Consider the following 21,499-nt stretch of genomic DNA (forward strand, 5'->3'; position numbering starts at 1 on the left):
CTCATTACTACTTATTTTTCATTTTCTCACGGAGGTTACTCATGAATAAAAATATAGGATCGATAGCCATTCGTGTAGATGATTTATCGTTTCATTATGGCGATAAAAATGTTCTCCAACATGTAACGATGGAGATTAAAAAAGGATCTTTTCTTGGACTTGTAGGTCCGAATGGTTCAGGTAAATCTACACTAATCAAATGTATATTAGGTCTCCAAAAGCCTCAAGAAGGAAACGTTTATCTTTTTGGGGAAAAAGTTAATAAATTTAATGACTGGGACAAGATAGGGTATGTTTCACAAAAAGCAAATAGTTTTAACACAGCCTTTCCTGCAACAGCGTTCGAAGTCGTATCGATGGGGCTTTTTGGTAAAGTGGGATTGTTTAGATTCTTAAAACCTTCCGATAAGAACAAGGTATGGGAAGCATTAAGGTCAGTGAAAATGGATCAGTATGCCCACCAGAACATAGGAGAGTTATCTGGAGGACAGCAACAACGCATTTTTATAGCTCGTGCACTAGTAAGTGATCCTGAACTTTTAATATTAGATGAGCCAACTGTTGGAGTCGATACGGAATCGTCAGACTCTTTTTATAAGATGCTTAAAGAACTTCATCGCGAGAATAATATGACACTTGTATTGGTAACTCATGATGTTGGTTTGATGACGAATTATGTAACAGATGTAGCTTGTTTGAACAAACAGATTCATTTTCATGGAAATACAAAAGAGTTTGAAGAGAGCTCATCTGAAAATATGTCTGCTTTTTATGGTCATCATGTTCATGTTCTTCACCATGATCATGGTCACGAGTAAGGGGATGAACACATGTTACCGTTTTTAAAATATGAATTTTTACAAAATGCCTTCTTAACAGGAATCATGGTTGGCTTGCTTGCTCCTGTATTAGGGGTTTTTATTGTGGTGAGACGGCAAGCGTTAATTGCAGATGCTTTGTCTCATATCACATTAGCTGGCATTGCTGCTAATCTGCTGTTAGGAAAATGGTCTTCGTTTTTTGCTGCTGCTAATCCTATTTACATGGGGATGGCGTTCTCAGTAGGTGGAGCTATTTTTATTGAGCAGCTAAGAAAAGTGTACAAGCATTATGAAGAGCTTGCTATACCAATTATCATGTCTGCGGGAATTGGTCTAAGTGTAATCTTCATTTCAATGGCAGATGGTTTTAACACAGATTTGTTCAACTATCTATTCGGAAGTATCATTGCTGTTAAGCGTTCAGATGTTTGGACCGTTTTTGCGATTCTTGTTGTTGTTCTCTTGTTTGTATTTTTTATGTACAAAGAATTATTTGTTTTATCTTTCGATGAAGAGCAAGGAAAGTTATCTGGCATTCGAAGCAACTGGATCTTAGTTGCTTTTATGGCAATAACGGCATTAGTTATTGCTGCTTCCATGAAGATTGTAGGTATTTTGTTAGTTTCAGCACTTATGACGTTACCGGTTGCAGCTAGTATTCGAATCGCGAAAGGGTTTAAGCAGGCGATTTGGCTCTCTGTACTTTTTGGTGAGATTTCAGTCATTGCCGGTATGTTTCTATCATATTACCTTGATCTAGCATCAGGTGGAACGATTGTTTTATGTTTGGTTGTTATATTGTTCTTAACTATTCTTTATAAAAAGTTTACAGGTTCCAGAAAGGTGGGTCACTTGTGAAATTTGCGATGACGATCGAACAGGCAATGGACCTTTTAAAAGAAAAGGGCTATAAGTATACGGAAAAGCGAAAAGATCTTCTTTCATTATTTGCACGCGAAAAGAGATATCTTACAGCAAAAGAAGTTCAAGAAGCACTTAAAGATAAGTATCCTGGTCTGAGTTTCGATACGATCTATCGAAATCTAACCACTTTTGTCGAGTTAGACTTACTTGAAGAAACAGAGTGGGAAGGGGAGAAAAAGTTTCGATTTACGTGTTCACATAATGAACATCATCATCACTTAATCTGCCTTACATGTGGAAGTACGAAGTCCATTCATACATGTCCGATGGAAGTGTTAGATAGCGAATTGAACGGTTTTGACGTAACAGGACATAAATTTGAGATCTACGGTTATTGTAATGCGTGCAAAAATTAAACTTTTTATTAACGAATGAAGTATGTATCTCCTTTTATTTAGCCAAGCTAAAGTGAAAGGAGGTTTTTTTATGCCTGAAGTTAAATGTAATGTATCGAATTGTACGTATTGGGGGGAAGGCAACAACTGTGTAGCAGATGCTATTCTTGTTGAAATCGACAAGCATGCAAATATGTCTGTTGACATGAGTGCAGATGGGAGCCTCCATGGTGATGCGGCTCATAAAGATGCTGCCCACGATACAGCTGAAACATGTTGTCATACGTTTAGAGCTAAACATTAAGCAAAGAGGCCAATCACAGGCCTCTTTTTCAATGCCCATAAACTAACATCTATGAAAACGTTCCTTTAAAGCCATAATAAGAACGCTCCTTAACACGATAAGAGGGGGAATCATCATGGCATACGAAAGAGATGACCGTACAATTAATAATAACGAAGCGGTATTTCGTGAAGAGATGGCCGCCGAAGCTGTACCGGTTCCTGTAAGAAGTGATATGACGTTACCTGAGAACGAGAGACCTCGTTATTCAGATCGAGACGACGATCACAGACATGAACACGAAGATTCACGGGAAAGAGCAGGAGGTAAAGCGACTGGAATCATCGCGATCATCCTATCTGTTTTATCTTTGTTCATACTTCCTGTGTTGTTTGGGGCAGCGGGAGTTATTGTCGGATTCATTGCCAGAAGACAAGGTGCACATTCGCTTGGTAATTGGGCGATCGGAATAGGCGTCGTATCGATTATCATTTCATTGTTTTTTGCACCATTCTTTTAAAGGAAAAAGGAGCAAAGGAGAAGCTAACCGCTTCTTCTTTTTTATGGGATAAGGATATTTTTGAATACATTGCTGTTTTTGAAAGGCTGTTTTAGTAGGCTTTGTAGCTTGTGGAAGTAATTGATTTCCGTTTCAGGTGCTCGCTTTCCGCGGGGCAGGCAGTGAGCCACATTTGGACGTTTCACTTTTAAGTGTATCACCTGCCCACCTGTCCCACAGGAGTCTCGCACCTTGCACTCCAATCAACCCATCTTCGAAGAAAAGAAAAGGCCCTTTTCTGTAAGATTGTTGCTCTTAGGATGTTTTCATTTCTTCCTCTAGCAAGTTGATTGTAGCGTAAGGTTGCCTGCCTGCCACATGAGGAGCTTCTCGCAAGGCATGCGACGAGGAGATTCACTTCGTTAGAATGAACTTTTAGACGCAGGAGCAGAGAGACAGCCTTGAAGCGGGCTGGTGGAGACTCCTAATGGCGCAAAGCGGCAGTCCGAAAAGTGGAAGTGACTCGTTCAGCCCCGACATGCAAAAGGTAAATGGGCGAGGACGGCGCACTTTGCCTTCTTGACTGTTTAACTTTTGACTCGAGGGGCTAGTGACTGCAACTAGATAGGAGGCTCACCGTTCGCCCCATGGAAAGCGTGCAACCTGGAGAGGAAATGAACTACTTTCAGGATACACGAAGGTATACGAAAACAGTTTTTTGAAAAAGCAAAGATCGATTATAGCAATAGAAAAAAGCTCCCGTAGATGGGAGCTTTTTTAAAATTTATACTTGCTGAGCCGCAGCTTCAGCTTTTAACTTCTCTTCATGTGCTTTTGCTAAAATGTCTACTTCTTTTTTTAGTTCATCTAAAAGCTGATCTTCTGGAATCTTCCTTATGATTTCTCCGTGGCGGAATAACAACCCTTCACCACGCGCTCCAGCGATTCCGATATCCGCTTCACGAGCTTCTCCAGGTCCGTTTACAGCACATCCAAGTACAGCAACTTTGATTGGAGCACGCACGTTTGAGATATATTCTTCCACTTCATTTGCGATTGAGATGAGGTCGATCTCAATTCGTCCGCAAGTCGGGCAAGAAATCAATGTGGCAGCATCGGAAAGAAGTCCGAAAGATTTCAATAGTTCACGTGCAACCTTAACTTCTTCAACAGGGTCTGCACTTAGCGAGATACGAACGGTGTTTCCGATCCCTTTATGAAGGATAGCACCTAGTCCAGCAGCACTTTTTACGGTACCTGCAAAAAGTGTACCTGACTCTGTAATCCCAAGGTGTAATGGATAATCAAAGGCTTTTGCAGCTTTTTCATAAGCTTCAATAGCAAGATTAACATCAGATGCTTTCATGGAAACGATAATATCATGAAAATCAAGATCTTCTAGGATTTTAATATGGTGAAGAGCACTCTCGACCATACCATCTGCCGTAGGATAACCGTACTTTTCAAGATATTTCTTTTCAAGTGAACCTGCGTTAACACCGATTCGAATCGGAATCCCTTTTTCTTTTGCAGCTTTTACAACAGCTTCAACCTTTTCACGGCGACCAATGTTACCAGGGTTGATTCTAATCTTATCAGCTCCACCTTCGATGGCTTTCAGCGCAAGCTTATAATCAAAGTGAATGTCTACAACTAGTGGGATATTAATTCTTTTCTTTATGTCTGCGATCGCTTCTGCAGCACGCATATCTGGACATGCGACACGTACCACTTGGCAGCCCGCTTCTTCCAAACGTAAGATTTCGGCTACTGTAGCCTCAACATCGTGTGTCTTTGTAGTTGTCATACTTTGTACAATAACCTGATCAGTTCCACCTATTGTTAAGTTTCCTACTTTTACAGGTCTTGTTTTAGAACGGTGGGTGATTTCACTCATTGGTGAATCGCTCCTTTTTTCAAATTGACAGTATTATTCTGTCCTATCATCAGTTCATTTTAGCAGGGAACATTTTGTTTTGACAAGTAATGTTATCTCAGTTAATTATGATATAAAGGGAATTTGTAGGATTTACCTATTTTTATATTCTCAGGATTCACACCTGGGTTAAGTGATTTGAAGTCTTGCAGCATAGATACAATAGAATAATTTTTATTTGAATTCAGTTCTTCTACAACAGAAATTAACGTGTCTCCAGGTGTTACCTCATAGGTTTTGAAATTTTGTTTGTTCTTATCATTTTTCTTTTCTGTATGTATTTCTGCATTGGCCGGACTAGACTGAGGGAGTGTCCCGATTTTTAAATCATAAGCTACCACATATAAAATTAACATGATTACACAAACTCTTATGAATCGTTTCATAAAATCCCTCTCCTTTCGCATATGTTACTATATGCTTGTCCATTTCCTTTATGACAAGTTTAAAGTGACTTCTTTCTTGAGCATGGTGTAAAATGGAAAGGCGGAAGGACAGAAAAAAATGAATTTCTGCGTATCTATGTAGTTGTACCGAATGGAGAGGTGAAAGTTATGAAAAAAGCGAAAATCCTTGCTCTGCTATCTATAATGACTGCAGCGCTATTTATTGCTCCTTTAACAATGTATGCTGATGCGGCACCTGGTGACATTATCGTTACGTTGGGTGAGAACTTAACAGAACAACAAAAAAGCGAATTATTAAAAGAAATGGACGTTCCTCCTGATGTAGAATCTGTAGTTGTTACAAACGAAGAAGAACACCAATATTTAGGAAACTATATTTCAAAAGCACAAATCGGGTCTAAAGCGATCTCGTCGACAAAGATTACAATTGGTGATAAAGACCAGGGATTGTCGGTTGAGACCAATAATATTAATTGGGTAACAGAAGAAATGTATATGAACGCTTTAACAACTGCAGGTGTAACTGATGCAAAGATTTATGTAACAGCACCATTTGAAGTTTCAGGGACAGCTGCTTTAACAGGTATCATAAAAGCATACGAATCTACAGCTAAGATTGAGATTCCAGAAGCTCAAAAACAAGTGGCGAATGAAGAAATGGTAAAGACTGCAGAACTTGGTGAGAGAATCGGAACGAAAGAAGCTACTGAGCTGATGACACGTGTTAAAGAAGAAATTGCAAAAAATCCGGTACAGTCAGAAGAAGATCTGCGAGCTTTGATTGAAAAAGTTGCAAAAGACATGGGGATTGAACTTACACAAGAAGAACTGAACGGTTTAGTTGCGTTGTTTAATAAGATGAAAGATCTAAATATTGATTGGGATCAAGTTCAAAATGGCTTAAAGGACATCAGTGATAATCTTGGTAACTTCTTAAATGATGAGGAGACACAGTCCTTTTTTCAAAAGATAATCGATTTCTTTATGGCAATCATTGATGCGATTAGATCACTCTTTAAATAGACATAAAAAAAGCGGCTTCCATGCCGCTTTTTTATTTTTTTCTTGGAATCTTGGTGATAGAGATAACACAGATGAGAAAAGCCAACACCCAAAACCACAGAAATGAATAAGGGATATGTACGTTTAAAAAGAAAAGGATCGTTAGTAATACCGATGGAATAGTGATGGAGTAACACGATAGTACCCAAAGATGTCTGTATGACTGTCTTCTCTTAAGAAGTTTTGCAACAGGAATGGCTAAGACTGCTAATATAGAGGCACCAGAAAACAAAATTCCTGAAAAGAGAACATACATCACTACATAAATGACAGCAATGATGATAGGGAAAATGCCGTCCAATGTGGAAGCGAAGTTTTCCATTTGATCAGGGTTCAATCCAAAATTCTCAAAATTGTTCAACGGATTATTTTTAGACAAAAGGCCAGCTAAAAATAAACTGAAAACAGGTATCATACATAACAGTGTTAACAGTAATACATACATAATGGTACTGCCGACCCCTAAGAAACGGAAATTTGCAATTGATTTGAAAGACCACAAACTTTTAGCAAAGCGGTTATGTAATTTCATGTGAGAAACTCCTTTAATTGTTAGCATAATTAGTGTACATGAACCGCGAACTTTCGACAATATGCTTCAATTGTAAAGGTAATGTTACAAATGCTCTTTTTTTATTTACACAAACAATACAAATAGAGATAATGGCGTAGGTTGATAAATGATAGTTAATAAGGAGCTGTAAACATTGAATTATCAAGAAATGTTATTTCAATTTATCGGAGGACTGGGGATCTTCTTATTTGGTATTAAGTACATGGGAGATGGCCTTCAAAACTCTGCAGGAGACCGATTACGAGAAATACTTGATAAATTAACAACAAATCCTTTTATGGGAGTTCTAGCAGGAATATTTGTAACAGTATTAATTCAAAGTAGTTCAGGTACGACAGTTCTTACTGTCGGACTTGTGAATGCTGGTTTCTTAACATTACGCCAAGCGATTGGTGTTATCATGGGTGCCAATATCGGTACTACGATTACATCTTTTATTATCGGTATTGATGTTGGAGAATACGCACTGCCGATCATTGCCGTTGGTTCGATTCTGATCTTCTTCTTTAAGAATCCGAAATACAACTATTTTGGACAGATTACATTTGGTTTTGGAGCATTGTTCCTAGGTCTTGAACTTATGGGAGACGGTATGAAACCTCTACGCAGTCTTCAATCATTTCAAGATTTGACCGTTTCTATGAGTGACAATCCGATTCTTGGTGTAGTAATCGGGACGTTATTTACGGTAATCGTTCAATCATCAAGTGCAACAATCGGAATCTTGCAAGAACTTTATTCTCAAAACATGATTGATCTAAAAGCAGCACTTCCTGTGTTGTTCGGTGATAATATCGGAACGACGATCACAGCTATTCTTGCAGCGATCGGAACAACAGTTGCAGCAAGACGTGCGGCACTAACACACGTTATCTTTAACTTAGTTGGAACACTGATTTTCTTAATCATACTTGTTCCATTCAGACACTATATTGAATTTCTAACAACGAAATTAGACTTAGAACCTGCTATGCAGATTGCCTTTGCGCATGGAACATTTAATGTAACGAACGTACTGATCCAATTCTGGTTTATTGGAGCATTAGCGTACATCGTTACAAAGCTGATAAAAGGCGAAGACGTTCTTATTGAATACAAAGCAAAACATCTCGATGAAATCGTATTAGAAACAGCTCCATCATTAGCAATTAGACAAGCGAAACAAGAGATTATTCGAATGGCTAATTATTCGCAGAGCGGTTTAAAAGAAGCGATCACCTATTTGAACGAAAAAGATAAGAAGAATGCAGACCTTGCCCTGCAATATGAAGAAGCGATTAATAACTTAGATCGTCAAATCACTGCATACTTGGTCAAATTGTCTGCACATCCATTAACTCCACAAGAATCGAACGAACACTCTATGCTATTAGACACGTCACGTGATATTGAGCGTATTGGAGACCATATGGAGAATATTATTGAACTTGTGGATTATCAATTGCGAAACAATGTACGATTAACAGATACTGCTAAACAGGACCTTGATGAAATGTTTATGTTAACAGTTTCTACTGTTGATAAAGCAGTTAAGGCACTTGAAGAAGGTAATGTTGAACTTGCTCAGGAAGTCTTGGGCTTAGAGGACAAAATTGATAAGATGGAACGTACACTTCGTAAGCAACATATCATGCGTATGAATGAAGGTCAGTGTGATGGAAATGCTGGTATCGTATTCGTTGATATCATCAGCAACCTTGAAAGAATAGGGGATCATGCTGTAAACATTGCAGAAGCTGTATTAGAGAAGTAAAATGAAACCAAGAGGCTATTTAGCCTCTTGGTTTTTTTATATAAAGGAGAAGTACATATGGATATTTTATATTGGATTATCATCGGTCTAGCTTTTGCCATTAGCTTTATCGCATTGGTCTATCCCATCTTACCGGGTGTATTATTTCTTGCAGCGGGTTTTATCATCTATGGATTTACGTTTTCGTTCGAACCGTTCACACCATTGTTTATCATTGTTCAAGTGTTATTGTTTATCAGTTTATTTATTGTTGACTATGTAGGAAATGCATACGCAGTGAAGAAAAAAGGCGGGTCAAAGGCTGCCCTGTGGGGAAGTACGATCGGTTTGATCGCAGGACCATTTATAATTCCTGTAGCAGGGATTTTGATCGGACCGTTTATAGGTGCTGTGTTAGCAGAACTTCTTTTTCAAAAAAAAGGACTGAGAGCAGCTGTATCAATAGGGATAGGGACTGTTCTTGCCTTTGTCGGTACCACACTAATAAAAGTGATAACGCAAGCCATAATGATTGCTTATTTTTATTTCCAAGTCTTATAATACGCTCTTGCTAATTATGTACCACCATGCTATATTATTTTTGTTCTGAAAAAGCACATGTGTTCGTTTGAACTAATTTTTAAAATTTTTATTGACTTCAAATGATGCATCGTGCTATAGTAGTTCTTGTCCTTAACAAACGTTAAGACGTTATTCCACAGTAGCTCAGTGGTAGAGCTATCGGCTGTTAACCGATCGGTCGTAGGTTCGAGTCCTACCTGTGGAGCCATTTTGGCGGTGTAGCTCAGCTGGCTAGAGCGTACGGTTCATACCCGTGAGGTCGTGGGTTCGACTCCCTCCGCCGCTACCAAAATGTTTTTTTACTCACGATGGCGGTCGTGGCGAAGTGGTTAACGCATCGGATTGTGGTTCCGACATTCGGGGGTTCGATTCCCCTCGTCCGCCCCATAACATTTACATAAGTTTCTCCATTGGACCCTTAGCTCAGTTGGTCAGAGCGGTCGGCTCATAACCGATTGGTCGTAGGTTCGAGTCCTACAGGGTCCACCATAATCGAGGAGGTATACCCAAGTCCGGCTGAAGGGATCGGTCTTGAAAACCGACAGGGGTTTAACGACCCGCGGGGGTTCGAATCCCTCTACCTCCTCCATTACATATTGGCTCGATAGCTACGAGCGTTACATCACGAGTATGCTACGAGTTGTCTCGACGGATACACCCTAGAAGAAGACGTGTAGAGGAAGAGACACAGTAATTAAATAAGACCAAAAATTTTGGTTTTGGAAATTTTTGGCTCGATAGCTCAGTCGGTAGAGCAGAGGACTGAAAATCCTCGTGTCGGCGGTTCGATTCCGTCTCGAGCCACCATACATATATAACATCAACCTTACGATGCCTTTCGTAAGGTTTTTTTATGTTTAAAGAGGGTACAGTGTTTAAGAATTGAAAGTTCATCCTAAATTTGATAAGGTAAACATGTTGAATACTTTCTAAACAAGAAAGTTGATTAAATGGGTTTCACTTTTCAAGTAACTCTTGAAAATGAACATAAAAATTTTACATATTATGAGGAGGAAATGAACATGGCTAAATTTGAACTGCCTGCATTACCTTATGAAACAAGTGCACTTGAACCGCATATCGACAAAGAAACAATGGAGATCCACCACGGTCGCCATCACAAAACATACGTTGATAACTTAAACGCTGCTCTTGAAGGGCAAGCTGAGTTTGAAAACAAAAGCTTGGAAGATCTTTTAGCTAATTTAGATGCACTTCCACAAAGCATCCAAAACGCTGTTAGAAACAATGGCGGTGGACATGCTAATCATAGCTTATTCTGGGAAGTGATCGCACCAGGTGGAGCAAACACTCCTTCAGGTGAACTTGCTGACAAGATCAACAACAAATTTGGAAGTCTTGATGCATTTAAAGAAGAGTTTGCAAACGCTGGGAAAACAAGATTCGGTTCTGGTTGGGCTTGGCTAGTAGTAAACAATGGTGAGCTTGAAGTAACGAGCACTCCAAACCAAGATACTCCAGTTATGGAAGGAAAGACACCTATCCTTGGTCTTGATGTATGGGAGCACGCTTATTATTTAAAATATCAAAACAAGCGTCCTGATTATATTTCAGCGTTCTGGAACGTTGTAAACTGGGATGAAGTTGAAAAGCGTTACAACGAAGCAAAATAATTACGTAACTAAGCCGCTGGCATGCCAGTGGCTTTTTATTATGCCTTTATCATGAATCTCATAAAGGTCAGATAATGTTACAAGTAATTCATCTAGCGTGAAGTTTCCATCTCCAAAAGGGACTGTGGACTGAACAACAAATACGTTCTTGGATTGAAAATACCAAAGTAGTCTTTTGTCAGCATTTTGATTCTTAGGACTCTGTAAGGATTGAATCAAGATTTCTTCGTCAACAGAATCAAATATCCAATACTCAAACAAATTCGTTCACTCCTTCTTTGCTACATATTGTTCTCGAATAAGTATTGTTTCTTTTTCCAATGATTTCTTTTTCGCTGCTTATGTAAAGTGATTAACCTCAAGTGGAGATCCACTACTTTCATAAAGAGCTTTATGGTTACTATAACAACCTTGCAATAAAATCCAATTTCTTTAAAAGTGAATAGCTCCCATCGTCTTGAAAGACACTAACGACGAAATGTAAGGGGGCGAAATCATGAGAATCAAAAAATTCATGGATACCGACCAATACCCTAGAGATTTGTTTTTGCTGTTATTTGTAGGTGGATTATTTACGTTAAGTACGGCTCTATCTAATACATTTGTTAACATATTTCTTTGGAAACAATCGGGTAAGATCACGGATATTGCCTGTTATAATCTATCCATTGTTGTCATGCAGCCGATAGCATTTTATTTTGCTGGTTGGTTTGCAAAAAAAATTGATCGCGTCATCGTATTGAGGATCGGGGTTTTAATCCTCGCTTTGTTTTATATCGGAGTTCTTTTAATGGGATCAATGGCAAGCAAATATCTCATTGTATTAGGAGCCATGTTAGGATTTGGATTGGGATTTTACTGGCTTGCATTTAATGTGTTGACTCTTGAAGTTACAGAACCTGAGACGCGAGACTTTTTTAATGGATATTTAGGTGTTTTAAACTCTATTTCGGGAATGATCGGACCACTTAGTGCGGGTTATATTATTACTAGGATGGACAAACATCTTGGGTATGAAACCATATTCAGCATCTCGATGGTGCTATTTTTGATAGCGGTTGTCATCAGCTTCTTTTTAAAGAGGAGAAAGGCGGATGGACTGTACGGTATACGCAAAGTTTTACAAGAACGAAAGCAAGATCCAGCATGGCTACAATTGTTAAGAGCACATTTTTTTCAAGGTTTCCGTGAAGGTACTTTTATTTTTTTAATCGTGATTTGGGTGTATACTGCTTCTAAAAGTGAATTTGCACTCGGAACGTATGGTTTCGTTCAATCTTTTGTGTCCTTTATCGGATATTATTGTGTATCGCATTACTTGAATCCAAAAGATCGGATGAAAGCGATATTTGTGGGAGGACTGCTCTTGTTCGTTTCTCCATTCATGCTGTTGTTTCCTATTTCTTTTACGCTTTTGATTATTTATGGAGTTTCTGTATCGATCGCTTATCCCTTATTGTTAGTGCCTTATGTCTCATTAACTTATGATATTATAGGGAAATGCCGTGGTATACATGAAAAGAGGATTGAGTATATCGTTGTTCGTGAAATGTATCTAAATGCTGGACGAATCGTTTCAATCGTAACGTTTATCATCGTTGTTCATTTACTCACAGAAAAAACAGGTATTCCAGTATTACTTCCTATTTTAGGAGCTGGACACTTTATGATTTATTTCTGTTTACGAAAAGTGTCAGTCCCAGTTCATAATTCTTCAAAAACCATTGAGATCGCCGAAACTCAACAAGATGGGAACAATTCAAATAAACAATGATTATCTTTTGACATAATTACCTTGGTAAGGATACTATTATTATGTAGATATAATTACCGGTTCGCTTTAGACACCCTTCTTTGGGTGTCTGTGCTGTTTTAAAGGGAGATTTACAATATTATGAAAACAAAAGATAATAAGAAGAAAAATCATGTTCCGATTCGAATCAATGCCCTGTTCATATCTGTATTTTTTCTCTTTTCTGTTCTAGTTCTTCGCTTAGGCTATGTACAGATCGTAAAAGGAGAGGAATATCAGCGAACGGCTTATTTAACAGAAAATGTGACAACGAAACTGGATGCTCCGCGTGGCAAGATGCTCGATGCTAACTATCGCGTAGTTGTTGATAATGAACCTGTTTTCTCTATTACATATACGAGAACACAAGAAGCTGATGCTGAAGAAAGACATCAGCTGGCACTGAAGTTAGCCGATTTAATCGATAAGGGAACAGATGAGCTGACTGAACGAGACAAGAAAGATTATTTTATTTTTCTAAACGAAAAGCAAGTAGAGTCAAGAATCTCTAAAGAGGAAAAGAAGGATACACCTCCAGAAGAACTATACGATTTAATGCTAGAAAAGGTAACAGAAGAGGATATTAACTCATTTTCTGAAAAAGAACTTGAGGTCTTGGCCATAAAAAGTGAGATGGACCGAGGATATACTCTATCCCCACAACGTATAAAGATCGGAGCTACCGAAAAAGAGATTGCGATGATCAGTGAACACTTACCTGAGTTAGAAGGAGTGGACATTAAGCCGGATGCTGAACGCTCATATCCGTTTAAGAATTCATTACGAGATATATTTGGCCAAGTAAAACAAATTCCTAAGTCAAGAATGGACTATTATACTTCTCGAGGCAACGATCGTAATGATATGGTTGGAACGAGTTTTCTGGAAGAACAATACGAATCTCTACTTCGTGGCACGAAAACCAAGATCAAATATGTTACTGATAAAAAAGGAAATCCGGTTGGAGACCCTGTTGAAGAAGAAGGCTCAAGAGGGAGCGATCTTGTATTAACAGTAGACATGAGTCTTCAACAAGAAGTCGAAAAAGTCATTGAAGAAAAGTTAAAGGACGCCATCCGAGGGAAAAATGCATATGCCAACAGTAAGTTAGACAGTGCGTATGTTGTGATGATGGATCCAAATACGGGTGCGATCCTATCTATGGCTGCTAAAGAATATGACCGAAAGACAGGGAAGTTTATAGATATTCCTTTTGGTAACGTTTATCATTCGTATGCAATGGGCTCAACTGTTAAAGGAGCTACTGTACTCACAGGTTTACAACAAGGCGTTGTTTCTCCGAATACCGTGATAAACGATGCGCCACTCACTTTTGGAGATGGAAGATCGCTGAAATCACATGAAAGTATGGGACCAGTTGATGCTGTTGAAGCCTTAGAACGTTCATCAAACGTATATATGTGGCATATTGCCATGAAACTCGCAGGGTACGATTATTCAAACAAACGATTTAATGAAAACAAAGTTCAAGAAGCGTTTCAAATCTTAAGAAACTCATATAGCCAATTCGGACTTGGTGTCCCAACTGGAATTGATCTGCCTTCTGAAGCGACCGGGTATAATACAGGAATGAGCCGTGAACTATCACAAGTGATGTTCTTCTCTATCGGACAGTTTGATACGTACACACCGATGCAGATGGCTCAATATGTTTCAACTATTGCCAATGGCGGATTAAGGATGCAGCCGCACCTCTTGAAAGAGGTGAGAGAGCCTTCTGTAGATCCAAATAAATTAGGTAAGCTTCAGTACCGTTTTGAGCCAAACGTCTTAAATAAGATTGAGATGTCACCAAGTCAGATCAAGGTTGTACAAAAAGGATTTTATGAAGTGATGCACGGTAATAACGGTACTGCGGCTTGGAAGTTTAAGAATAAAGACTATAATCCAGCTGGAAAGACAGGTACAGCTGAGATTGATAAAGCTACCGGAATCGTTAACAAAACATTGATTGGATATGCACCATACGAAAATCCAGAAGTAGCATTTGCTGTTGTAGTTCCCGATATTAAGGAAGGAAGTACGAATAGTGAAATTGCTGAAGGTGCTTTGGATGCTTACTTCGCAATGAAAAAAGAAGGAATACCAACAAAGTCTGATCCTATAGAAGAAAATCAAGAAGAACCACGCTAATTGAGGCGTGGTTCTTTTTTGTATAGATTAAATCAGATAGCAAAGACTAATAACATATTCATGCATAAACCAGTCTTAACAATACCTTTACAATTCATTAAAACGTAGTTCACATTCAAGGTTTATTGTAGAACATGTAAGAAAGAAACAAGCTTTTTAAAAAGGGATCATGACCTGAGAAAAACTTCTCTAACATGATAAGACGAAATAATCATATTTTAGGGGGACCTATCAAGATGAAGAAAATGAAGTCTGTGTACCTTTTAGCAGTAATGTCGCTAATCCTAGTTTTCGCAGCAGCATGTGGAAACAAGAGTGAAGAAGGAGCTGCTGGCGGCGGAGATCTTAGTGGAAAGATTAAAATTGATGGATCTTCCACAGTATTCCCAATCATGGAAGCTGTTTCTGAAGAGTTCCAAGCTGCAAATCCTGATGTGCAAGCACCAGTTGGAGTATCTGGTTCTGGCGGAGGGTTCGAAAAATTTGTGCGTGGTGAGCTTGATCTTTCTAACGCTTCTCGTCCAATTAAAGAAGAAGAAAAAACTGCAGCATCAGAAAAAGGAATTGAATTTACAGAATTTGAACTTGCAAAAGACGGATTATCTGTTGTTGTAAGTAAAGATAATGATTTTATCGACCACCTTACAGTGGATGAACTAAAAAAGATCTACCTTGAAAAAGATGCAGCAAAAACATGGGCAGATGTACGTGAAGGATGGCCTAATAAAAAAATTGAAGTATTCTCTCCAGGAACTGATTCTGGTACTTACGACTATTGGAATGAAGTGATTCTTGAAGAAGAGCCTATGCGTCGTGATGCTCAGCTATCAGAGGACGATAATGTACTCGTACAAGGTGTATCTGGATCTAAAGATGCCATTGGATTCTTCGGTTATGCATATTATCAAGCAAATAAAGATAAGTTAAAAGCAGTTCCGATTGATGGAGGTAACGGCCCAATCGAGCCAACTCCTGAAACAATTGAATCTGGAGAATATGCTCCACTTTCTCGTCCATTGTTCACTTATGTAAATAACAAATCATTAAAAGATAATGAAGCCGTTTATGAATATGTGAAATTTGCTCTAGAGAATGCAGGAGAGCTAGCATCATCTGATACAATCGGATACGTTTCTCTTCCAAAAGAAAAATACGAAGAGCAAATGAAAAAGCTAGATGAGCTTGCAGGTAAATAATTATCCTTTATTGAAGTAGAGGAATAAGAATCATAAACAAGGGTGAGGAGCGAGAAATCTCCTCACCTTTCACCTGTTTAGTATTGTCGAATTATAGGAGGTCTTGTTGGTGTCCAGAGATAAAACAAACCAAAAATCAATCCGCTCTATGATTCAGGAGAATAAGTCTTCAAGAAGTCAATCGGCGGTAATGGAAAAGGTAGTTCCAAAAATCTTTCTAATCTGTGCAATTATATCTATCTTTACAACAATAGGTATCGTTTTTACATTGTTAACAGAAACTTTTACATTTTTTAACCGAATCTCAATTGTTGAGTTTTTTACAAATACTCGATGGTTTCCTTTTACATCTGACGAAAATGCAGACTTCGGGATCATTGCTCTTATCATGGGTACGCTGACTGTTACAGCTATTGCGATGGTTGTTGCTATCCCGATCGGTCTTGCTGCAGCTATATATTTAAGTGAATACGCATCAGCAAAAACAAGAAAAATCATTAAACCTATCTTAGAAGTATTAGCTGGAATCCCAACAATTGTTTATGGATTCTTTGCTCTTACATTCGTTACGCCCTTATTGGATAAATTCATCCCAGGCGGAATTTCAATCTTTAATGCACTAAGTCCAGGGATTGTAGTAGGAATTATGATTATTCCGATGATTGCTTCATTGTCTGAAGATGCGATGAATGCTGTTCCGAACTCTATGAGAGAAGGTGCGTTGGCTCTAGGTGCAACACGTTTTGAAGTGGCAATGAAAGTAGTCCTTCCGGCTGCACTCTCAGGAGTTATCGCATCATTCGTACTAGGGATCTCAAGAGCAATCGGAGAAACGATGATCGTTACGATTGCGGGTGGATCTAGACCAACTGCAGATATCAATGTAACAGAGTCTATCCAAACGATGACAGCTTATATCGTTCAGGTCAGCCAAGGGGACACGGGCTATGGTACGACCATCTATTATAGTATCTATGCTGTAGGTATGACGTTGTTCGTCTTTACATTAATCATGAATCTACTTGCTCAATTCATTTCCCGCAAGTTTAGGGAGGAATATTAATGCCATTAATCAATAAAGAATCTGTTAAAAAAAGAATGGGAACGAGATTAGCAGCAAACGGTTTTGCAAAATTCCTTTTTATTCTTGCAACTTGTTTTTCTTTACTCGTATTAGGAGTATTGATCTACAGAATCTTATCAGAAGGTTTACCATATCTAAGCTTAGATTTCATTACAAACTTTGCATCGCGAATGCCTGAACGTGCAGGTATATGGGCTGCGCTACTCGGTACCATTTGGGTAATGGCTGTAACAGCACCAGTTTCTTTTATCCTTGGTGTCGGAACCGCAATTTATCTTGAAGAATACGCGAAAAAGAACGCTTTTACAAAATTTGTTCAGATTAATATTTCAAATTTAGCGGGTGTTCCATCAATTGTTTTTGGATTATTAGGTCTAACGATTTTCGTTCGACTTCTTGGTTTAGGATCAAGTGTACTTGCAGGTGGTCTGACGATGAGCCTATTAATACTCCCTGTAATCGTTGTTGCTTCACAAGAAGCGATCCGAACTGTGCCGAGAGAAATTCGAGAAGCTTCTTTCGGAATGGGTGCTACAAAATGGCAGACAATCAGAAGAATTGTATTTCCTGCGGCGCTTCCTGGGATTTTGACAGGAACGATTCTAGCTCTATCACGTGCTGTTGGTGAGACTGCACCACTATTAGTATTAGGTGCATTAGCGTATGTAGCGTTTGTTCCAGAAAACATATTCTCGCAGTTTACAGTATTGCCGATTCAGCTTTACAATTGGACGAGCAGACCGCAAGAAGATTTCCATATGCTCGCAGCGAGTGGAATTATTATCTTATTGATCATCTTGCTGATCATGAATTCAATCGCAGTATTAATCCGAAATAAATTTCATAAACGCTTCTAATAGAGAGTAGGAGGACGAGAACATGGATATTACAATCAATAAACAAATGGTTCAAAAGAATGAAAAAGAACAGGATTTCACACCTGTTTTTAAGATCAATAATTTAAACTTATGGTACGGACAGGATCATGCTTTAAAAGATATTAAGTTTGATATTCCTGAAAAGCAGGTTACTGCCATCATCGGGCCATCAGGTTGCGGTAAGTCAACCTTTATTAAGACGTTGAACAGAATGGTTGAAATGGTTCCCATCGTCCGTATGTCCGGGGAAATTGTTTATAGAGACAAGAATATTTTTGATTCTAAATACGGTGTAGAAGAGCTTCGTACGCAAGTTGGTATGGTGTTCCAAAAACCGAATCCATTTCCTAAATCGATCTATGAAAACGTAGCTTATGGCCCACGTATTCACGGTATCAAGAATAAAAAAGTATTAGATGAAGTTGTAGAGAAAAGCTTAAGAGGTGCCGCGATCTGGGACGAAGTAAAAGACCGTCTGCATGAGAACGCATATGGTTTATCAGGTGGTCAGCAACAGCGTCTATGTATTGCAAGATGCTTAGCGATCGAACCAGATGTTATTCTTATGGATGAACCTACATCTGCTCTAGACCCGATTTCAACTTTAAAAGTGGAAGAGCTCGTGCAAGAGCTTAAGAAAGACTACAGCATTGTTATTGTTACGCATAACATGCAACAAGCCGCTCGTATATCAGATCGCACTGCATTCTTCTTAAATGGAGAAGTTGTGGAATATACAGATACGAGCACATTGTTCTCAAATCCATCGGATAAGCGAACGGAAGATTATATTACAGGAAGATTCGGTTAATCAAAGAAAATAGGAGTGAGATAAATGGTTGTTCGTGAAAATTTTCAGCTTCAGTTAGAAGAGATGAAACAAGCGATCGTACAGATCTCTAAATTGGCAGAGGAAGCATTAGAGCTTTCTGTTGAAGCATTAAAGAATCAAGATCTCGATAAAGCCTTACAGATTATTGAAAATGATAATCGTATCAATGTCCTTGAAGATGAAATCAACGACATGGCCATTCTATTGATCGCTAAACAAGCACCTGTAGCATCTGACCTAAGACGAATCATTGCTGCCATCAAAATATCATCAGATATTGAACGAATGGCTGACTTTGCTGTTAATATTGCGAAGTCTACAATTCGAATCGGAAAACAAGAGCTCATCAAACCTTTAGAAGAGCTTCCTAAGATGGCACATCAAGCGATCGCTATGCTAACAACTGCTACCAAAGCATATGTGGAAGAAGATGTGGCTTTAGCGAAACAACTAGCAGAACTAGACGATGAAGTAGATGAGACGTACGGAAAGATCATAAAAGAGCTATTAGAGCTCATGACTAAAAATCCTGAGCACCTTTCTCAGATCAGTCAGCTTCTGTTTGTGTGCCGATATATCGAGCGTACAGCGGACCACGCAACGAATATTGCAGAAAGCATCATCTTTCTTGTAAAAGGGAAGAGATATGGTTTAAACGATTAAACAAATAAAAGAAGCGAGCACTGAAATGATCAGTGCTCGCTTCTTTTAATATCGCTCTTTTCTAAAAGATTGTTGCTTTGAACTCCTTGTCACCTTTGACAATTAATTGTCAAAGGTGCGAGACTCCTACGGGACAGGCGGGCAGTTTGAAAAGTGGAAGTGGCTCCTTCAGCCCCGACAAGCAAAAGTTGAATGGGCTAGAAGGAGCACTTTGCTCATCACAGACCGTTTAACTTTTGACCTTGAGGGGCTTGCCACTACAACTAGACAACTGAGACACTTAAGAGTGAAAAGTGTGAATGTGGCTCAGCGCCTGCCCCGTGGAAAGCGAGCAGCCTGAACACGGAAATCAACACTTTCAAAAGCAACAAAGTTTATGAAAACAGCCTTTATTATTTTATGTAGAATTATGAACTTGTTATTTCTTTCGCAATCTCATCAAAACTCATCTTACTGTTTACTTGATGAGATTCAGCTCTTACTGCACCTTCTAAGTTGTTCGTACGCAAATATTTTAAGAACTCATCGCTGTTTTTAATAATGTTTTCTTTTTGCAGAAGGTCGCATACTTCTCCAGTACTCATTCCTTGAGTGATTGTTAAAGTCATCTGATACACCTTATCTTCCTCTTTTGGAGGTACGGTTTTAGGTTCTTCTTTTGCAACCGGAGCCGCAGCTGTTTCAGTATCTTTAAGTGAAGTATACTCTTCCTTTGAAATTGCTAATTCGCCTTTTTCAGAAAGATATTGAGCTACCGATTCTTCTGTTAGTTCAGAAGTTTTATCAGCATCATCAGCCGTATAATAAAAACCAGCCAAAATTCCTGTTGAAAGGATTATACCTGCTGAAAATCCGCGAAGGTTTTTGCTTGTCATACTCATTACCCCTCACAAATTAATTCTTATCGTTAATCATCATTTCATCTTCAAGAACTTTTAGTTTCTTTTTTATTTGATAGATCTCTTTCATTAACTGAATAGTAAAGTTCTCGAGCTGTGTTTCAACTGAAGCTTCCTTGTTTTTTCTAAAGGAAAGAATCAAAAGAATAACACCTACTAGTAACAATCCAAAAATAGCAAACTCCATAATATCCTCCCTAATTTAAAGCTATACCCTTTACTTTTATAACATAGTATTTTGCTGTGGTATAGGTTTTTTCGCAAAAGTTTACACAAATTACTACAATTCGACTATTTTCTCATTTTAATCCATTAGAACCATTGCAAGCGTGAAATTAAAAAGACGTATTTTGTCTTACTTTGTCAATTTGACAGAATAATCAGAGAGATTAACCGGTTACAAAAACTTTACATATTCGGAAATCTCAAGTGGGATAAGGAAGCGCCATTTTTCGACTTTTTTGACACATTGTATATAAAAATATCCAGTGATACGATTATAAAAAATATGGTAATAAAAAATCATTTCTTAGAATAATTGATTAGGATGAGGTGATGAACTTGATCGAAGATATTGTCAAATTAAAGGAAAACGGATTAACCCTTCAAGAGATCGCGCAAAGGATGAACATGTCTTTAGGAAAGGTTCAGTATCGCTGGAACAAATATCGGCAGCAGCAAACACCATCGAATCATGAACTTCCATCTCAGCCCGTTCTTAAAGAAGAGAAGTGGTCTATGCCTTTTGAATATGAAGAGGCTAATGTTCATCTGATGCCAAGGACTTCGGATAGTTTATATGCGTATTGGAGTTTATCTGAATCAACAAAACAGATGGCAGAACATCATTTCCGCACAAGATGGGAAGACCTTCCCTCAATATTAAAAATCTATGACATAACTGACATTGACTTTTTCGGCCATAATGCTCATCGAACATTTGAGGTAGAGCTACCTCCGATGACCAACAATTGGTTTCTTCATTCCTTAGAACCTGGAAGAACTTATATCGTTGATATTGGTACACGAACATTTGATGGCAGTTTTTTTACGTTATTACGATCAAATCCTGCAGAGACTAGTCCTTCGCTTTTTAACAGTTTTCATGATGAAAAGATCGACAGATGGAAACACCAAAATGTTGAACAACCCGAATGGCTAGAAAACTTCTCGACTTATTCATATTATCAAAAAATTAGATAGGAGAGTAAA

General features: G+C 38.5%; 23 protein-coding genes and 6 tRNA genes. 23 read left to right on the top strand and 6 right to left on the bottom strand.

From position 1 onward, the window contains the following. Positions 1 to 41: 41 nt before the first annotated feature. The 5 genes from ACOZ9X_RS05175 (at position 42) to ACOZ9X_RS05195 (ending at position 2,883) form a co-directional block, all read left to right on the top strand. Positions 42 to 818 carry a metal ABC transporter ATP-binding protein gene (locus ACOZ9X_RS05175; RefSeq protein WP_423417272.1) on the top strand — a complete coding sequence of 259 codons (777 nt, stop codon included), beginning with the start codon at positions 42 to 44 and terminating at the stop codon, positions 816 to 818. Between the two features lie 12 nt (positions 819 to 830). Next, positions 831 to 1,679 carry a metal ABC transporter permease gene (locus ACOZ9X_RS05180; protein WP_144699036.1) on the top strand — a complete coding sequence of 283 codons (849 nt, stop codon included), beginning with the start codon at positions 831 to 833 and terminating at the stop codon, positions 1,677 to 1,679. An 8-nt stretch (positions 1,680 to 1,687) separates the two neighbouring features. Further along, positions 1,688 to 2,101: a Fur family transcriptional regulator gene (locus ACOZ9X_RS05185; protein ID WP_066400205.1), complete on the top strand. Its 414-nt coding sequence runs from the start codon at positions 1,688 to 1,690 to the stop codon at positions 2,099 to 2,101. Positions 2,102 to 2,171: 70 nt separating this feature from the next. Next, positions 2,172 to 2,384, top strand: coding sequence for a DUF1540 domain-containing protein (locus tag ACOZ9X_RS05190; protein ID WP_066396215.1), 213 nt, complete (start codon positions 2,172 to 2,174; stop codon positions 2,382 to 2,384). Positions 2,385 to 2,499: 115 nt separating this feature from the next. Further along, the gene (locus ACOZ9X_RS05195) at positions 2,500 to 2,883 is read left to right on the top strand and encodes a DUF4190 domain-containing protein (RefSeq protein WP_423417273.1); all 384 of its coding nucleotides are present in this window, start codon (positions 2,500 to 2,502) and stop codon (positions 2,881 to 2,883) included. Between the two features lie 763 nt (positions 2,884 to 3,646). On the opposite strand, the gene ispG is transcribed toward ACOZ9X_RS05195, so the two are convergent. After that, positions 3,647 to 4,759, bottom strand: a complete 1,113-nt coding sequence (gene ispG / locus ACOZ9X_RS05200; RefSeq protein WP_423417274.1) for a flavodoxin-dependent (E)-4-hydroxy-3-methylbut-2-enyl-diphosphate synthase — start codon at positions 4,757 to 4,759, stop codon at positions 3,647 to 3,649. A 101-nt stretch (positions 4,760 to 4,860) separates the two neighbouring features. Further along, entirely contained in the window at positions 4,861 to 5,184 is a 324-nt protein-coding gene (locus ACOZ9X_RS05205; RefSeq protein WP_423417275.1) for a LysM peptidoglycan-binding domain-containing protein, read from the bottom strand. Between the two features lie 168 nt (positions 5,185 to 5,352). Here ACOZ9X_RS05205 and ACOZ9X_RS05210 point away from each other — a divergent pair, with 168 nt between their 5' ends. Further along, positions 5,353 to 6,228 carry a DUF1002 domain-containing protein gene (locus ACOZ9X_RS05210; RefSeq protein ID WP_423417276.1) on the top strand — a complete coding sequence of 292 codons (876 nt, stop codon included), beginning with the start codon at positions 5,353 to 5,355 and terminating at the stop codon, positions 6,226 to 6,228. 31 nt (positions 6,229 to 6,259) lie between these two features. On the opposite strand, the gene ACOZ9X_RS05215 is transcribed toward ACOZ9X_RS05210, so the two are convergent. Beyond that, the gene (locus ACOZ9X_RS05215) at positions 6,260 to 6,799 is read right to left on the bottom strand and encodes a DUF1189 family protein (RefSeq protein ID WP_423417277.1); all 540 of its coding nucleotides are present in this window, start codon (positions 6,797 to 6,799) and stop codon (positions 6,260 to 6,262) included. Between the two features lie 190 nt (positions 6,800 to 6,989). Between ACOZ9X_RS05215 and ACOZ9X_RS05220 the strand changes: the two genes are divergently transcribed. The 9 genes from ACOZ9X_RS05220 (at position 6,990) to ACOZ9X_RS05260 (ending at position 10,789) form a co-directional block, all read left to right on the top strand. After that, positions 6,990 to 8,594 (top strand): Na/Pi cotransporter family protein, encoded by a 1,605-nt coding sequence (locus ACOZ9X_RS05220; RefSeq protein WP_423418223.1) that lies wholly within the window; start codon positions 6,990 to 6,992, stop codon positions 8,592 to 8,594. A 57-nt stretch (positions 8,595 to 8,651) separates the two neighbouring features. Further along, a complete protein-coding gene (locus ACOZ9X_RS05225; protein ID WP_423417278.1) occupies positions 8,652 to 9,134 on the top strand; it encodes a DUF456 domain-containing protein in 483 nt (160 codons plus the stop codon). A gap of 154 nt (positions 9,135 to 9,288) precedes the next feature. After that, positions 9,289 to 9,363 (top strand) — tRNA-Asn (locus ACOZ9X_RS05230). A 4-nt stretch (positions 9,364 to 9,367) separates the two neighbouring features. Continuing rightward, positions 9,368 to 9,444: transfer RNA gene (locus tag ACOZ9X_RS05235), tRNA-Met, on the top strand. Positions 9,445 to 9,466: 22 nt separating this feature from the next. Next, positions 9,467 to 9,542: transfer RNA gene (locus ACOZ9X_RS05240), tRNA-His, on the top strand. 25 nt (positions 9,543 to 9,567) lie between these two features. Beyond that, positions 9,568 to 9,644, top strand: a tRNA-Ile gene (locus ACOZ9X_RS05245). A gap of 7 nt (positions 9,645 to 9,651) precedes the next feature. Then, a tRNA-Ser gene (locus ACOZ9X_RS05250) sits at positions 9,652 to 9,744 on the top strand. 142 nt (positions 9,745 to 9,886) lie between these two features. Continuing rightward, a tRNA-Phe gene (locus tag ACOZ9X_RS05255) sits at positions 9,887 to 9,962 on the top strand. A gap of 215 nt (positions 9,963 to 10,177) precedes the next feature. Beyond that, the gene (locus ACOZ9X_RS05260; RefSeq protein WP_423417279.1) at positions 10,178 to 10,789 is read left to right on the top strand and encodes a superoxide dismutase; all 612 of its coding nucleotides are present in this window, start codon (positions 10,178 to 10,180) and stop codon (positions 10,787 to 10,789) included. Here the strand turns inward: ACOZ9X_RS05260 and ACOZ9X_RS05265 are convergent, their stop codons facing one another. Further along, positions 10,790 to 11,050, bottom strand: a complete 261-nt coding sequence (locus ACOZ9X_RS05265) for a hypothetical protein (protein ID WP_423417280.1) — start codon at positions 11,048 to 11,050, stop codon at positions 10,790 to 10,792. Between the two features lie 232 nt (positions 11,051 to 11,282). Here ACOZ9X_RS05265 and ACOZ9X_RS05270 point away from each other — a divergent pair, with 232 nt between their 5' ends. The 7 genes from ACOZ9X_RS05270 to phoU all read left to right on the top strand — a co-directional run bounded on the left by ACOZ9X_RS05270 (position 11,283) and on the right by phoU (position 19,388). After that, on the top strand, positions 11,283 to 12,563 hold the full coding sequence (locus tag ACOZ9X_RS05270; protein ID WP_423418224.1) for an MFS transporter: 1,281 nt from the start codon (positions 11,283 to 11,285) through the stop codon (positions 12,561 to 12,563). A gap of 120 nt (positions 12,564 to 12,683) precedes the next feature. Next, positions 12,684 to 14,735, top strand: coding sequence for a penicillin-binding transpeptidase domain-containing protein (locus tag ACOZ9X_RS05275; protein WP_423417281.1), 2,052 nt, complete (start codon positions 12,684 to 12,686; stop codon positions 14,733 to 14,735). A gap of 236 nt (positions 14,736 to 14,971) precedes the next feature. Next, a complete protein-coding gene (locus tag ACOZ9X_RS05280) occupies positions 14,972 to 15,931 on the top strand; it encodes a phosphate ABC transporter substrate-binding protein PstS family protein (protein ID WP_423417282.1) in 960 nt (319 codons plus the stop codon). 106 nt (positions 15,932 to 16,037) lie between these two features. Beyond that, positions 16,038 to 16,994 (top strand): phosphate ABC transporter permease subunit PstC, encoded by a 957-nt coding sequence (pstC, locus tag ACOZ9X_RS05285; RefSeq protein WP_423417283.1) that lies wholly within the window; start codon positions 16,038 to 16,040, stop codon positions 16,992 to 16,994. Beyond that, positions 16,994 to 17,872, top strand: coding sequence for a phosphate ABC transporter permease PstA (pstA, locus tag ACOZ9X_RS05290; RefSeq protein ID WP_191753819.1), 879 nt, complete (start codon positions 16,994 to 16,996; stop codon positions 17,870 to 17,872). The genes pstC and pstA overlap by 1 nt, the downstream gene beginning before the upstream one ends. Before the next feature lie 46 nt (positions 17,873 to 17,918). After that, on the top strand, positions 17,919 to 18,704 hold the full coding sequence (pstB, locus tag ACOZ9X_RS05295; RefSeq protein ID WP_423418225.1) for a phosphate ABC transporter ATP-binding protein PstB: 786 nt from the start codon (positions 17,919 to 17,921) through the stop codon (positions 18,702 to 18,704). 24 nt (positions 18,705 to 18,728) lie between these two features. Further along, positions 18,729 to 19,388: a phosphate signaling complex protein PhoU gene (gene phoU / locus ACOZ9X_RS05300; RefSeq protein ID WP_423417284.1), complete on the top strand. Its 660-nt coding sequence runs from the start codon at positions 18,729 to 18,731 to the stop codon at positions 19,386 to 19,388. Positions 19,389 to 19,795: 407 nt separating this feature from the next. On the opposite strand, the gene ACOZ9X_RS05305 is transcribed toward phoU, so the two are convergent. Both ACOZ9X_RS05305 and ACOZ9X_RS05310 read right to left on the bottom strand, forming a co-directional pair. After that, on the bottom strand, positions 19,796 to 20,263 hold the full coding sequence (locus tag ACOZ9X_RS05305; RefSeq protein ID WP_144699066.1) for an endolytic transglycosylase MltG: 468 nt from the start codon (positions 20,261 to 20,263) through the stop codon (positions 19,796 to 19,798). A 19-nt stretch (positions 20,264 to 20,282) separates the two neighbouring features. Beyond that, positions 20,283 to 20,474 (bottom strand): hypothetical protein, encoded by a 192-nt coding sequence (locus tag ACOZ9X_RS05310; protein ID WP_066396184.1) that lies wholly within the window; start codon positions 20,472 to 20,474, stop codon positions 20,283 to 20,285. A 368-nt stretch (positions 20,475 to 20,842) separates the two neighbouring features. Here ACOZ9X_RS05310 and ACOZ9X_RS05315 point away from each other — a divergent pair, with 368 nt between their 5' ends. Beyond that, a complete protein-coding gene (locus ACOZ9X_RS05315; RefSeq protein ID WP_423417285.1) occupies positions 20,843 to 21,490 on the top strand; it encodes a DUF4912 domain-containing protein in 648 nt (215 codons plus the stop codon). Positions 21,491 to 21,499: the final 9 nt, after the last annotated feature.

It is taken from the genome of Fictibacillus nanhaiensis (assembly GCF_049537595.1).
Taxonomy (GTDB): domain Bacteria; phylum Bacillota; class Bacilli; order Bacillales; family Fictibacillaceae; genus Fictibacillus; species Fictibacillus nanhaiensis_F.